Origin of the sequence: Pseudomonas sp. AL 58, assembly GCF_036348395.1 — a bacterium.
GTDB classification, from domain to species: Bacteria; Pseudomonadota; Gammaproteobacteria; order Pseudomonadales; family Pseudomonadaceae; genus Aquipseudomonas; species Aquipseudomonas defluvii.
Genome location: NZ_JAZBQR010000005.1, coordinates 73,969 through 88,264, shown reverse-complemented (window position 1 = coordinate 88,264; position 14,296 = coordinate 73,969). Strand labels below are relative to the sequence as shown.

Sequence of the window (14,296 nt, the reverse complement as noted above, 5' to 3'; positions counted from 1 at the left end):
ACTGATTGATTTGAGGTAAGACATGAGCAAGCCGTTCAAACGATTGCTGATCACTGGGGCCGCTGGGCGCCTGGGCAGCGTCCTACGCACGCATCTCGCTGCCTTTGCAGATGAGCTGCGTCTGACCGACATCGCCGACATGGGCCAGGCCGCTTCGCATGAGGAATTGGTCCGCTGCGACCTTGGTAACTTCGATGCTGTTTTGCCTCTGACTGAAGGCGTGGACGCTATTGTCCATGCCGGCGGTGTACCGGTTGAGAACACGTTCGAAGCAATCCTCAACGGAAACATCGTCGGGACCTACAACATTTACGAAGCTGCGCGACGCAATGGTGTGAAACGAGTTGTGTACACCAGTTCGAACCATGCGATTGGCTTCTACGACCGTACCGAGACCATTGATGCCAGTGTTCCCCACCGGCCTGACAGTCTCTACGGTGTGAGTAAATGCTTCGCCGAGGACCTGGGCCGTTACTACTGGGACAAGTTTGGGATCGAATCGGTGAACCTGCGAATCGGCTCCTCGTTCCCCGAGCCTTTGGATCGCCGAATGCTCGCTACCTGGCTGTCGTTTGACGATTTTGCCCAGCTGACTGAGCGTTCGCTGCTGGCCCCGCGAGTCCGGCACATGGTGGTCTACGGCATGTCCAATAACCGCGAGTCCCTGTGGGATAACCGTATGGCCTCTTCGATTGGTTATGTCCCCAAGGACAGCGCCGACGACTATCGGGATAAGGTACTTGCTGCGCATCCGCCACTGGATCCCAACGAGCCTTCAGCAAGGTATCACGGCGGCAGTTTCGCCGGGGCCGGGCACTTCGAAGACCCCAAATAACCTCCACATCACAAGAGAGCTTATTCCATGGCTTCCACAGCAAAACAACAGAACTACGATGTGGTGATCGTTGGCGGCGCGGTCAACGGTAGCTCCACCGCCTATTTCCTGGCCAACAACCCAGACTTCAAGGGGTCGGTACTGGTCATTGAGCGAGATTGGACCTACAACAAGTCGGCAACTGCGCTTTCGAGCAGCTCGATTCGTCAGCAGTTTTCCAATCCGATCAATATCGAGATTTCCAAGTTCGGTGCCGAATTTGTTCGCAACTTCCCTGACGTGATGGAAGTGGACGGCGACCGTCCAGATCTGGCCTTCCATGAAAATGGCTACCTGTTCTTGGGCGACAACCGCGGGTATGAAGTACTGCGGCGTCTGCACGATACTCAGATCTCTCACGGCGCTGACGTCCATCTTCTTGACCCGGAACACCTGAAGCGCAAATTCCCGTGGGTGAATATCGACGGATTGGCGGGTGCAAGTTACGGCCAAACCGGTGAAGGGTGGTTCGATAGCCTGGGCATGCTCAACGGGTTCCGTCGCAAAGCTCGCTCAATGGGCATCGAGTACATCGAGAATGAGGTCGCCAGCATTCAGCGCGAAGGGGATCGTATCACCGGTGTGCAACTGGCAAGCGGTGAGCGAATCGGTTGCGGACTCCTGGTTAACTGCGCCGGTACTCGCGGAACGAAGGTTGCACGCATGGCGGGTCTCGACATTCCGGTTGAGCCACGTCGTCGCTCGCTGTTTGTATTCGATTGCCGCACTCCGCTCGAAGGCACTGTGCCGCTGACGATTGATCCGAGCGGTGTCTTCTTCCGGCCCGAGGGGAAATTTTACCTCGGTGGTACCTATCCGAAGAACGATCCGGAAGTCGATTTCGAAGACTTTGACGTCTTGCACGACGAGTTCGATGAAGAAGTCTGGCCGATCTTGGCCGAACGCGTGCCGGCTTTTGAAGGCATCAAGGTAGTCAACTTTTGGGCCGGACATTACGACTTTTGCGTGCTGGACCACAACGCCATTGTGGGTCCTCATAACGAAGTAAGTAACTTCCTGTTTTGCAACGGTTTCAGTGGCCACGGCCTGCAGCAAGCTCCAGCCATCGGTCGCGGCCTGTCTGAGCTCATTACCTACGGCGGTTACCGCTCGCTGGACCTCAGTGCGCTTTCCTACCAGCGCGTGATCGACAACAAGCCATTCCTGGAAGACTCGGTCATTTGACCCCAGGCCTGAGGAGAACATCACAATGAATAAACCATCCAAAGGCAAGCGCAGTGGCGGTCAGGTACTGGTCGATGCGCTACGAGTCAACGGTGTTGACCGAGCATTCTGCGTACCAGGTGAGAGCTATCTCGACGTGCTAGACGCCCTTCACGACGTGAAGGACGAGATTCAACTGATCGTTTGCCGTCAGGAAGGTGGGGCGGCATACATGGCGGAAGCCTATGGCAAACTCACCGGTAAGCCTGGGATCTGCATGGTCACACGCGGGCCTGGTGCGACCAACGCGTCTGTAGGCGTGCATACCGCTTTCCAAGACTCTACGCCGATGATTCTTTTCATCGGGCAAGTCGCCCGGGACCAGATCGAGCGCGAAGCTTTCCAAGAAATTGATTACCGCCGTATGTTTGGCCAGATGGCCAAATGGGTGGTGCAAATCGATGATGCCGCTCGTATCCCGGAGCTGGTGAATCAAGCTTTCCAGCGTGCCATCAGCGGTCGCCCAGGCCCGGTTGTTGTGGCCCTGCCTGAAGACATGCTGACTGATTTGGTGGATGTGCCCGATGCACGACCCGCACAGCGCGTGGAAGCAGCGCCTGCTCCAACTCAGATGAGCCAGTTGCAGGAACTGTTGGCGACAGCCAAGAAACCACTGGTCATCGCTGGTGGTGGTGCCTGGACTGATGATGCGGTAGCCGATCTTCAGCAATTCGTGCAGAAGCAAAACCTCCCATTGGCCGCGTCGTTCCGCTGTCAGGATCTCTTCGACAACACCGATCCGCATTATGCGGGGGATTTGGGTCTCGCTGCCGGTCCGGTTCTGGTAGATGCAGTCAAGCAGTCGGATCTGCTCATTGTGATTGGTGCTCGTCTGGGTGAAATGACCACCGGTGGTTATGCTTTGGTTGACATCCCGGTCCCTAAGCAAACTCTGGTGCATGTGCACCCGAGTGCGGAAGAGATCGGCCGTGTCTATCAGCCAACCCTGGGCATCAACGCCGGGCCTGCTAGTTTCCTGAGCCAAGCCGCCGACCTGTCCGCAGTTCAACCTGACGCCTTTACCGACTGGGTCAGCAGCTTGAATCGTGGTTATCGCGGGAACTTCGAGACGCCTCGTTCGCCTGGCGATGTGCAGATGAGCGAGATCATTTCGTGGCTGAACAAGTCCTTGCCGATCGACAGTATTCTGACCTGCGGTGCTGGTAACTACACCGGATGGGTGCACCGTGGCTATCAGCACCGCACTTTTCGGACTCTGCTTGGACCAACCAACGGGTCCATGGGGTACGGCGTCCCAGCGGCCGTTGCGGCTAAGCTGACGTATCCGCAGCGGACGGTCGTAGCCTTCGCCGGCGATGGTTGCTTCCTGATGAATGGTCAGGAGCTAGCAACTGCTGCGCACTATGACGCACGTCTGATCGTTATTGTGGTGAATAACGGGATGTACGGCACTATTCGGATGCACCAGGAGCGTAGCTACCCAGGCCGTGTGTCTGGTACCGAGCTGCATAACCCTGACTTCGCAGCGTTGGCTCGTGCGTTTGGCCTGCATGGCGAGACTGTCACCCGTACTGAGGACTTCGTCGCTGCGTTTGAGCGCTGCCAGGAGTCGGGTAAACCGGCGCTGATAGAAGTGCAGGTCGATCCGGAGGCTCTGACCCCGCGGATGACGCTCAGCCAAATCCGCGAAAAGGCTCTGGCCTCCAAGTAAGGTTCACCTCAAGTGGGGCTCGGTACCGACCCCACTTTTTTTCTTTCTTCGAACGAGCTAGTCGACATGAAACTTGCCGATTCTGGTTTGCTGCGTGAAGTTTGCTACATCAACGGTGATTGGGTGGCGGCAGATAATGGCCAGCGCATCAACGTAATCAACCCCGCCACTGGCGAATCGTTAGGTTCTGTACCTCGGATGGGCGCGGTTGAGACGCGTCGCGCTTTGGAGGCCGCCGAACGAGCGCTGCCTGCATGGCGCGCGCTGACTGCTAAGGAGCGCGCCGCTCGCTTGCAGGCTTGGTTCCGAGAAATTATGAACCACCAAGAAGATCTCGCTCAGATCATGACCGCTGAGCAAGGTAAGCCGTTGGCGGAGTCTCGTGGTGAGATTGCTTTCGCTGCGGCCTATGTTGAGTTCTATGCCGAAGAGGGGAAGCGTATTTACGGTGACGTGATCCCTTCTCCAAACGCTGATCGTCGTCTGCTCGTCACCAAGGAGCCGATTGGTGTCTGTGCAGCGATCACGCCCTGGAATTTCCCGGCGGCGATGATCACGCGTAAAGCCGCTCCCGCATTAGCGGCCGGCTGCACTCTGGTCCTCAAGCCTGCTTCGCAAACTCCTTTCAGTGCCTTGGCGCTCTGTGTGTTGGCTGAGCGCGCTGGTATCCCTGCAGGTGTGCTGAGCGTAGTCACGGGCGATTCGGCGGCCATTGGTGGTGAGATTACGGCGAGCCCCATCGTGCGTAAGTTGTCGTTCACCGGCTCTACACCTATCGGCATCCAGCTGCTGCAGCAATCCGCGGCGACGGTGAAGAAGGTGACCATGGAGCTTGGCGGGAACGCTCCCTTCATTGTCTTCGACGACGCCGATTTGGAAAAAGCGGTAGAGGGGGCGTTGATAGCCAAATTCCGGAACAGCGGGCAAACATGTGTGTGCGCCAACCGGTTCTACATCCAGGATGGGATTTATGACCGCTTCGTCGAGCGCTTCGCAGAGCGTGTCAACGAATTGGTAGTAGGGAAGGGCGATCAGCCAGGCACTCAAGTGGGGCCGATGATTGATGGCCGTGCAGCGACAGGTGTTGAGCAAATGGTCGCCGAGGCTGTTGAGGCGGGCGCTCGTATAGTCACTGGTGGGCGTCGCCATTCGCTGGGAGAAGCTTTCTTCGCGCCGACCCTGTTGGCTGATGTACAGCCGCACATGCGCGTCGCTCGTGAAGAGATCTTCGGCCCGGTTGCACCTATTTTTCGCTTCACCACGGAGGAGGAGGTAATCGTTGAGGCCAACAATACAGAGTTTGGCCTGGCGTGTTATCTCTACGCCAGAGACGTCGGGCGGATTTGGCGAGTCTCGGAGGCGCTCGAGTACGGCATGGTGGGAGTGAACGTTGGGGTGGTAGCTACCGAAGTAGCTCCCTTCGGTGGGGTGAAGTCTTCAGGGCTTGGACGTGAGGGTTCTCGTTACGGCATCGAAGACTATCTTGAGATCAAGTACGTCTGCCTCGGGCTTTGATCACTAGCCTCCCACTTCAGATTCAAACCGATTGCAGCGCCAGTTTGGCTATGCGTCGGTTTGGACTGAAGCATCTGGAGGTGTTGCACAATGGCGGGGCAGTTAATTGCTTTCTGCCAAAAGTCGTTGATAGCGAGAGAGACTTTCCTCGAGGTGTTTGCGCAGTGCATTTCGCGCACCTGTCACATCACCCATGGTGATCGCTGATAGGATGGCGCCGTGCTCGCGTCCGATCTTCTTGATATGCGTCAGACGATTTTTCCCTCCGACCTGACTGTGCTTGAGATTGAGATCCAGAATGATATCTGGGCCTAGTGCCTCGAGCAGTTGAGGGAAGTGAGGATTGTTGGTGGCTTTGGCAATAGCCAGGTGGAATTCGAAGTCCGCCTTTGCTTCTTCTTCGAGATTTGAACCATCCAGTGCGTTGAAGCGGTCGAAAGCTTCGGTGATCATCGCCAGGCTCGCAGGGGTACGTCGTTCGGCTGCACGGGCAACAGACTCCGTCTCGATGCCAAGGCGCAATTCCAGCACGTGCGCAGCGGCGCGAACGTCATCAACGATGCTGCTGATGGCAAAACCTATTCGCTTAACATCTTGCTCTACAACAAAAACACCGACGCCTTGGCGAGCGATGAGCCGGCCACCTAAGCGCAACGATGCTACAGCCTCGCGTATAACAGGGCGGCTGACGTTGAATTCTTTGCACAGGGCTTGCTCGGACGGGAGCTTCTCCCCAGGCCCATAAATTCCAGAGTCGATGCGATTCGACAGCTCGCGGATAACAGATTCTGCGAGGTTACCCCTCCGAGTGTTGATAGGTGCATCCATTGATGAGTCTCCACAAAAGCTTGGGTGTCACGGTCAAAAAAATACGGAATGATATTATGCTTGTATGTTATCAAATAACTGACCAATCAGGTTAGAAATTAGGATGGGCGTGCCAATCAGCCACCAGAGCCTCTAGCATGCCTATTACAGCGATAATAGGAGCACAGAACATCAATGAGGCCGCCAAACGGTTGATGCGAATTACCTCGCCGCAGGGCGCAATAGATTTTGCCGGCGCGATCGAGTTCGCACGCATAGTCACAACGAAGCCAGCCTGATCTGGCCGTAGTTCACCGGTAATCCTCTAGGTCGCAGCTTAGCTTTCTAACAGTCGCTGGTAGCGGGAAAGGCTTTCATCCAGGTGCTTGCGTACGGCCGTGCGCGCACCTACGGCGTCTCCCATGCTGATTGCCGAGAGGATTGCCCCGTGCTCTCGAGCGATTTTCCGAATATGTGATTGCCTGTTTTTTCCATGAACCTGCCTGTGCTTGATATTCAGGTCCAGTATGATTTCTGGGCCCAAGGCCTCTAAGAGCTCAGTGAAATGAGGATTGTTGGTCGCACGAGCGATCGCAAGATGGAACTGGAAATCGGCGTTCGCCTCTTCTTCCAGCGATGCATCTACAAGAGCATTGAACCGATCAAACGCTTCAGTGATCAGCGCTAAGCTGGCAGGGCTGCGGCGTTCCGCTGCGCGAGCTACTGACTCGCTTTCGATGCCCAGCCGTAACTCGAGAATCTGAGCGGCGGCCCTCACATCGTCGACGACACTGTCGATTGCGAATCCGATTTTTTTCACATCTTGTTCAACGACAAAAACCCCAACCCCCTGCCGAGCCAACAAGCGCCCACCCAGCCTCAGCGAGGCCACTGCTTCTCTTACCACTGGCCGACTAACGCTGAACTCTCTGCAGAGCTTTTGTTCCGACGGGAGCTTTTCTCCGGGCCCCCATGTGCCATTGTCGATCCGGGCTGTCAGCTCCTGAATCACGGTTTCGGCCAAATTGGCGCGACGTGCACCTGACGATGCATTCATAACGATTTTCTCCTCATGCTGCTGCTCTCATCACCAATTGCACTTTTTTCGTTGAACTCTGATCACTACTCCCGCGGGGTAAAAAGCTGGAGTCGCGCTAATTTTCGGGGTTTCGCGACAAATCTCTGCGTATTCATTCCCTTCGTATCGGCCCGATAGCGCCGTACCTCAACAGTCCTCGGTCGCAGTCTAATCATAGCCCTATTGACAGTTAGCTGCTGACTGTTATCTTACAAGTGCATTGTCGTTTTCGCCAATGCATGTGGTGAGCGATGGCGAGGTGCTTGTATTGCTTTCTGGCTCCTCACTCGCTTGCTCTGTGTCCCGATGTTGATACGACCACTACTGGGAGCACCAGAAATGCAGAAAAACAACAAACATCGTAGGCTGACTGCGCTCGCGACTGCGGTTACCTTGATTATGAGTATGGGAACGACGCAGGCAGCAGATAGCCAGGTCGTAAAAATCGGGTTCGCCGGCCCTCTGACCGGACCATCGGCTCACCAGGGACAGGACGTAGAGCATGGTATTCAGATTGCGATAGAAGAGGCCAACCAGCAGCAGCTGAAAATCGGGGATAAATTCGCAGAATTCAAACTGGTTTCTGAGGACGACGTTGCCGACCCGCGGACAGGAACAGCTGTGGCTCAGAGGCTGGTCGACTCCAAGGTCGCCGTGGTCATAGGTCATTACAACTCTGGTACCAGCATCCCCGCCTCCAAGATCTACGGTGCTGCCGGCATCCCACAAATCTCACCTTCAGCGACTAATCCCGCCCTTACCCAGCAGGGTATTTCATCGGTGTTTCGTGTAGTCAACGACGATGCGACTCTTGGGCGATATGCCGGCAATTACTTAGTTAGCAAGCTCGAGGCTAAGCGTATTGCCATCTTCGATGACCGGACTGCATATGGTCAGGGGTTGGCGGACGAGGTCACCAAGGCCGTGAAAGCTGCCGGCGGCAATGTGGTAGTTCGTGAATACACCAACGACAAGTCGACAGATTTCAACGCCATTCTCACGACTGCAAAAGCTAAACAGGCGGATGCAGTTTTCTTCGCGGCACTCGACTATCAGGCTGCGCCGATGGCTAAACAGATGAAGAATCTGGGCTTGAAAGCGCGCTTCATGAACATCGGCAATCTTCCAAACGATTCCTTCAAGCAGATGGCTGGTAGTGCTGCTGAGGGCGTTTACGCTTGGAACTACGGCACACCGCTGTTGGAGATGCCTAAGGGTGCCGCCTTCGAACAGAAGCTCAAAGACAAGTTTGGCGTAGGTGTCGTGCAGTCCTCGCCAGCAGCCTATGACGCTACCTGGGCAGCGATCAATGCAATGGTAAAGGCCGGGTCTGCAGATCCTAAGGTCTATCTGCCGGTACTCAAGACGGAAACCTATGAAGGCGTAACAGGGACTATCGCCTTTGATGAGAAGGGCAATCTGAAAAATCCTGCAGCTACCGTTTTTCAGTTTGAAGGTGGTGCATGGAAAACGCTGGCTGTTCAACGGGATTGAGCGACGTAAAGCCATCGGATAATTAGCAGGCGTAGCCTGCAATAAAAATAAAAAGATCTTATCTATCTGCCAGTCCCGACAACACATGCTAAGGCCTGTGTTGTCGTCAACGCAGTTTCGAGGATTCAGCTCGTGGACGGTAACTTCGATATCTTGTTGCAACAGGTCCTCAACGGCCTGGTGTTGGGCAGCATCTACGCCCTAGTAGCCTTGGGCTATACCATGGTCTACGGCATCATCGGCCTGATCAACTTCGCCCACGGCGAGGTGGTGATGGTTGGCGCGATGGTGACCATCTCCGTACTCACAATGCTTGCCGGTGCCGGTTTTGCCCCAGGCATCGTCACCCTACTGTTGGCGATCATGGCCGCGGTTGTGGTGTGCATGCTGCTGGCGCAGGGCATGGAGAAGTACGCCTACCGGCCGCTACGCAAGGCGCCGCGCCTCACTCCGCTGATTCTCGCCATCGGTATCTCCATCGCCCTGCAGAATCTGGCGATGATGATCTGGGGGCGCGGCTACAAGACCTTCCCGGAAGTGTTCGAGGTTCAGCCCGTCGAGGTGTTCGGCGCGACCATGACCAACGTGCAGGTGTCGATCATGGTCATTGCAGTGGTGATCATGCTTGGCCTTTGGCTGCTGGTCGACAAGACCCGCTTGGGCAAGGCCATGCGCGCTACCGCGCAGAACCAGGAGGTGGCCGGACTGATGGGTATCAACATCAACCGGGTGATTTCCGCGACGTTCCTGATCGGTGCCAGCCTAGGTGCGATCGCCGGGGTTATGCGCGCCATCAACTACGGCCAGGCCGACGCCTACATGGGACTGCTGCTGGGTCTCAAGGCGTTCTCGGCGGCAGTGCTTGGCGGTATCGGCAACCTGTTCGGGGCCATGGCCGGCGGTTTGCTGTTGGGGCTGATTGAGTCGCTGGCGGCGGGTTACACCGGGCAGCTCACTGGCGGCTTCCTGGGCGCCAACTACCAGGACATCTTTGCTTTCGCGGTGCTGATCCTGGTGCTTCTGTTCCGGCCCAATGGCCTGCTTGGCGAACGCCAGGCCGACCGGGCGTGAGGGCTTGGCAACCATGAAAAATCTCAAGACTCAATACCTGTTGCTTATCCTCGGCTTCATCGCCTTGCCGTTCCTAGTCGATGCCATTCCCGTGCTCGGCCCGACCTGGGTGCGAATTCTCGGCTTCGCCATGCTCTACGTACTGCTGGCGCTGGGCCTGAACATAGTCATCGGTTACGCCGGTCTACTCGACATGGGCTACATCGGCTTCTATGCCATCGGTGCCTACCTGTACGCCTTGCTGGCCTCGCCGCACCTGAACATGGCGAGCCTCGCCAGTGGGGTTATGGACTGGCCGTTGTGGGTGATCATCCCGCTGGCCGCGGTAGTCGCAGCCTTCTGTGGTGTGCTGATCGGCGCACCGGTGCTGAAACTACGCGGCGACTACCTGGCAATCGTCACCCTCGGCTTCGGCGAAATCATCCGAATCTTCATGAACAACCTGGACCAGCCGGTGAACCTCACCAACGGTCCCCAGGGCATCAGCAACATTGCCCCGCTGCACGTCGATTTCGGGCCATGGACGCACGCGGCGGGCGAGGGGGCCATACCGGTGCTGTCGCTGCAGCAGAGCTGGAGCCTGTTCGGCCTCAACGTGTCGCCGGTTATCAGCTACTACCTGTTCTTCTTGTTCATCGTCATCCTCTGCATCGTGCTGTCCAAGCGCCTGGAGGTGTCGCGCATTGGGCGGGCCTGGATGGCCCTGCGCGAGGACGAGGTGGCAGCCGAGGCTATGGGTCTGAACAAGCGCAACCTCAAGTTGCTGGCCTTCGCCATGGGCGCGACCTTCGGTGGCGTGTCCGGTGTGCTGTTCTCCAGCTACCAGGGCTTCGTTAGTCCTGAGTCGTTCACCTTGATGGAGTCGATCATGGTCCTGGCCATGGTGGTACTCGGCGGCATGGGTTCAATCCGTGGTGTGGTGCTGGGGGCCTTGATCTTGTCGGTGATGCCCGAACTGTTCCGTGACTTGGTCAACTGGATTCAGCCCTGGGTGATGGACAACGTCACCTTCATCAGCCGCGACATCCTGCGCAACGTGCTGGATGCCTCGACCCTGCGCATGCTGGTGTTCGGTTTCGCGCTGATTCTGGTGATGCGCTTTCGCCCTGAGGGCCTCTGGCCGTCGGATAGGCGTCGAGCTGAACTTCAAGAAGGTGATCCAGAGCTTGAAACCCCAGCAACTGCCTTGAATACCGTGGTTCACGCTCCAGCCACGCAAGCGTCTTTTGAGCACCCGGCTAAAGAGGGGGGCAAGGTATGAACAACGTTCTTCTTGAGCTTCACCAGGTCAGTAAGTTCTTCGGTGGTCTTCAGGCCCTCCATGGCATCGATCTCACTATTCGTCGGGGTGAAATCCGCGGCCTGCTGGGCCCAAATGGCGCTGGCAAAACCACTCTATTCAATGTGCTAACGGGGTTGTACCAGGCTGAGCAGGGGCGGGTGGTGTTCGACGGCAAACCGCTGCGCATCAGTAAACCGGACAAGGTGGTGGAAGCCGGCATATCACGAACCTTCCAGAATATCCGCCTGTTCCACAACATGACGGCCCTGGAGAACGTGATGATCGGCCGTCATGTGCGCACCCGCAGCGGGGTATTTGGCGCGATCCTGCGCACGGCGGCCTGTGTCCGCGAAGAACGGGAGATCCGCCAGGCTGCGCGCTATTGGCTTGATTACGTCGGCATTGGCCATCTGGGTGGCGAGCTTGCACGCAACCTGTCGTACGGCGATCAGCGCCGCCTGGAAATTGCCCGCGCCCTGGCGACCGAACCCAAGCTGATCGCCCTCGACGAGCCGGCAGCCGGCATGAACGCCTCGGAGACCGAAGGCCTGCGCAAGTTGATGTGCAAGATGCAGGCGGATGGCAAGACGGTGCTGCTGATCGAACACGACGTAAAACTGGTCATGGGCCTGTGCGACCACGTCACGGTGCTCGAATTTGGCCGCAAGATCGCCGACGGCCTGCCTGCCGACGTGCAAAAGGACCCCAAGGTCATCGAGGCGTACCTCGGTGCGGAGGTAGAGGCATGAAGAACATTCTCGAAGTGAACGACCTCAAGGTTGCCTACGGTGCGATCCAGGCAATCAAGGGCATCGACCTGAACGTGGGCGTAGGCGAGATGGTCGCCTTGATCGGTGCCAACGGTGCGGGCAAGACCACGACTCTGAAGACTCTGGCCGGCTTGCTGACCCCAAGTGCCGGGGAAATCACCTTTGACGGAAAGGCGCATTCGGCGATCAAGGGCTACAACCTGATCCGCGAGGGCCTGGCACTGGTGCCAGAAGGGCGCGGCATCTTCCCCAAACTGACGGTGCACGAGAATCTGGAAATGGGGGCTTTTTCCCGGCGTGATGGTAAGCATGCCATCGGTGCCGATATCGAGCGCATGTACGACATTTTCCCGCGCCTGAAAGAGCGTGCGTTCCAGTTGGCGGGCACCATGTCCGGTGGCGAGCAGCAAATGCTAGCGATCTCCCGCGCGCTAATGGGTAAGCCGAAGTTGCTGCTGCTGGACGAGCCGTCCATGGGGTTGGCGCCGATCATTGTGCAAAAGATCTTCGAGACCATCCGCGAGGTAGTGAAGGGTGGCGTGACGTTGCTGCTGGTAGAGCAGAACGCCCGCCTGGCCTTACAGACCTGTGATCGGGCCTACGTCATTGATTCCGGGCGCATCGCCCTTACGGGCAATTGCCAGGACCTGCTGCACGACAAGCAGGTGCAGAAAGCCTACCTCGGTGAGTGAGGGGCCACCTACGTTTTGTATTTCATTGGGAGAGTGTGTGCTGTGAGTGAGATTGAGCGTTACGAGTTCGATACGCGGGTTCACCATGCTGTCAAACATAACGGTTTGGTGTACCTGACCGGGCAGGTGGGCACGCCAGGAGAGTCTGCAGGGGCGCAGACCCGAGAAATACTGGCGAAGGTCGATCATCTTTTGGCGTTGGCCGGCACCGACAAGACCAAGATCCTCAGCGCCATCCTCTGGCTGGATGACCTCCGCGATTTTGAAGAAGTGAACAGCGTGTGGGACGCCTGGGTGTTGAAGGCACATGCCCCGGCGCGTTCTACCGGGCAGGCGCGCATGGCCAAGTCCGGCATGCTGGTTGAAATCATTATCACTGCCGCTGCTTGAAGGGCATTCACTGCTTACTCTCGCCGTCGCCCGTGCGCCGGCGAAGTTGATTGAAGGTTACAGATGACGTCGCTCCAACAAGAAAAACAGCGTTTCCTGCAACACGGCCTGACCTCGCGCCAGGTGTCCATGATTTCCATCGCCGGAATCATTGGTGCTGGCCTGCTCATCGGTTCCTCCAACGCTATCGCCCCTGCGGGGCCGGCGATCCTCATCTCCTATGCCATGACCAGTTTGCTGGTGCTGCTGGTGATGAGGATGCGGCAGAGCACAACTCTGTGCCTGTAAGCAGGGTTGTCTGATCTCCGCTGGCTGGGAAACGCTGATGAATATAAAACAAAAATTGACGCTGGCATTTGCTGCCATCGCCTGTATTCCAGTTGTCATCGTCGCCTCATGGATCGTTGTTAATCTGCGTGATGAGGCGCGCGACGTGTTCATTGATGGCAGTACTCGGGAAATCAGACAGATCAGTAGATCCATGACGATTTTCTTTAACGGAATCTCGAACAACGTTGAGTTTCTTGCTACTCATGACCTTCTGATCGATACAGGCCATGAGCTCAGCAAGTATATGGCCGTCGCTCCGGCTGTAGTGCTGAGCGAACACGAGCAGCAGCTTCACAAGCTTTTCGACAATTTGGGAAAGTCGCATCCTGACTATACCTACATCTCCTATGCGGCCAGTGATGGTGGGATCTTCGCTTGGCCCCCCGGACAGAAACTAGTCAGCTACGACCCGCGGGTGCGTCCGTGGTATCAACTAGCAATGGCTAATCCGGGCAAGACCATACGAACTCATGCCTATCCTGGTGCTGCGGACGGTCAGGTGTTAATCAGTACCGTTCGTACATTAGAGAATCGGCTTGATAAGACAGGTGGTGTAGTCAACATTGACGTAACGCTCAATGGGCTAACTGAAATTGTCAGCAAGATAAAGCTGGGCGACAGTGGCTACCTGATGCTGGTCGAGAACAATGGCAATGTACTCGTCGACCCTCGTGAGCCAGGCCATAACTTCAAACCGTTGACCAGCTTGGGAGCCGGGTACACTGAGTTGTCCAAAGCAGGTCGAGGGCTGGTTCGCGTCGTAGTCAACGGTGAACACTTCATGGCCAACGTCTATCCTGATGACCGACTTGGTTGGACCTTCATAGGTCTGATACGAGAGGATGAAGTCATGCAGAGCTCCACCAGTCTGACTTGGTTGATCTGTGCCGTGGTATTAGGGCTGACTGCTATGTTTGCTCTGGTTGGTGCGGCTTTCGCCAAAGTGATCGTGCGACCGATTAACACCGTCAGCAATGGTCTTGAAGACATCGCTCAAGGGGAGGGCGACCTCACCCGCAGCCTAGAAATCCGAGGTCAAGATGAAACCGCCCAGTTAGCCAATTGGTTTAACCAGTTTCTCGGCGCGATTCGGGAGG

At 56.7% G+C, this 14,296-nt stretch carries 12 protein-coding genes and 2 pseudogenes; 12 read left to right on the top strand and 2 right to left on the bottom strand.

Annotated elements, in window-relative coordinates; genetic code table 11:
- Positions 1-22: 22 nt before the first annotated feature.
- The 4 genes from UIA24_RS08020 (at position 23) to UIA24_RS08005 (ending at position 5,285) form a co-directional block, all read left to right on the top strand.
- Positions 23-835 carry an NAD-dependent epimerase/dehydratase family protein gene (locus tag UIA24_RS08020; RefSeq protein ID WP_330522591.1) on the top strand — a complete coding sequence of 271 codons (813 nt, stop codon included), beginning with the start codon at positions 23-25 and terminating at the stop codon, positions 833-835.
- A 27-nt stretch (positions 836-862) separates the two neighbouring features.
- Positions 863-2,059: an NAD(P)/FAD-dependent oxidoreductase gene (locus tag UIA24_RS08015; protein WP_330522590.1), complete on the top strand. Its 1,197-nt coding sequence runs from the start codon at positions 863-865 to the stop codon at positions 2,057-2,059.
- Positions 2,060-2,084: 25 nt separating this feature from the next.
- Positions 2,085-3,770: a thiamine pyrophosphate-binding protein gene (locus UIA24_RS08010; protein WP_330522589.1), complete on the top strand. Its 1,686-nt coding sequence runs from the start codon at positions 2,085-2,087 to the stop codon at positions 3,768-3,770.
- A gap of 66 nt (positions 3,771-3,836) precedes the next feature.
- A complete protein-coding gene (locus UIA24_RS08005) occupies positions 3,837-5,285 on the top strand; it encodes an NAD-dependent succinate-semialdehyde dehydrogenase (protein ID WP_330522588.1) in 1,449 nt (482 codons plus the stop codon).
- A gap of 102 nt (positions 5,286-5,387) precedes the next feature.
- Here UIA24_RS08005 and UIA24_RS08000 read toward each other — a convergent pair whose 3' ends face one another.
- Together UIA24_RS08000 and UIA24_RS07995 are read right to left on the bottom strand one after the other, a co-directional pair.
- Complete coding sequence (locus UIA24_RS08000; RefSeq protein ID WP_330522587.1) at positions 5,388-6,113, bottom strand: FadR/GntR family transcriptional regulator; 726 nt, start codon at positions 6,111-6,113, stop codon at positions 5,388-5,390.
- Between the two features lie 316 nt (positions 6,114-6,429).
- Positions 6,430-7,149, bottom strand: coding sequence for a FadR/GntR family transcriptional regulator (locus tag UIA24_RS07995; RefSeq protein WP_330522586.1), 720 nt, complete (start codon positions 7,147-7,149; stop codon positions 6,430-6,432).
- Positions 7,150-7,509: 360 nt separating this feature from the next.
- Between UIA24_RS07995 and UIA24_RS07990 the strand changes: the two genes are divergently transcribed.
- The 8 genes and pseudogenes from UIA24_RS07990 to UIA24_RS23270 form a co-directional block, all read left to right on the top strand.
- Positions 7,510-8,664 (top strand): branched-chain amino acid ABC transporter substrate-binding protein, encoded by a 1,155-nt coding sequence (locus UIA24_RS07990; RefSeq protein WP_330522585.1) that lies wholly within the window; start codon positions 7,510-7,512, stop codon positions 8,662-8,664.
- Between the two features lie 132 nt (positions 8,665-8,796).
- Positions 8,797-9,735: a branched-chain amino acid ABC transporter permease gene (locus tag UIA24_RS07985; RefSeq protein WP_330522584.1), complete on the top strand. Its 939-nt coding sequence runs from the start codon at positions 8,797-8,799 to the stop codon at positions 9,733-9,735.
- A 13-nt stretch (positions 9,736-9,748) separates the two neighbouring features.
- The gene (locus UIA24_RS07980) at positions 9,749-10,996 is read left to right on the top strand and encodes an ABC transporter permease subunit (protein ID WP_330522583.1); all 1,248 of its coding nucleotides are present in this window, start codon (positions 9,749-9,751) and stop codon (positions 10,994-10,996) included.
- Complete coding sequence (locus UIA24_RS07975; RefSeq protein WP_330522582.1) at positions 10,993-11,766, top strand: ABC transporter ATP-binding protein; 774 nt, start codon at positions 10,993-10,995, stop codon at positions 11,764-11,766. Before UIA24_RS07980 ends, UIA24_RS07975 begins: the two co-directional genes overlap by 4 nt.
- Positions 11,763-12,479 (top strand): ABC transporter ATP-binding protein, encoded by a 717-nt coding sequence (locus tag UIA24_RS07970; RefSeq protein WP_330522581.1) that lies wholly within the window; start codon positions 11,763-11,765, stop codon positions 12,477-12,479. Before UIA24_RS07975 ends, UIA24_RS07970 begins: the two co-directional genes overlap by 4 nt.
- Before the next feature lie 42 nt (positions 12,480-12,521).
- The gene (locus UIA24_RS07965; protein ID WP_330522580.1) at positions 12,522-12,869 is read left to right on the top strand and encodes a RidA family protein; all 348 of its coding nucleotides are present in this window, start codon (positions 12,522-12,524) and stop codon (positions 12,867-12,869) included.
- 63 nt (positions 12,870-12,932) lie between these two features.
- Positions 12,933-13,130: pseudogene (locus UIA24_RS07960) on the top strand (GABA permease); the annotation flags it as partial.
- 64 nt (positions 13,131-13,194) lie between these two features.
- Positions 13,195-14,283 (top strand): annotated as a pseudogene (locus tag UIA24_RS23270) (cache domain-containing protein); the annotation flags it as partial.
- Positions 14,284-14,296: the final 13 nt, after the last annotated feature.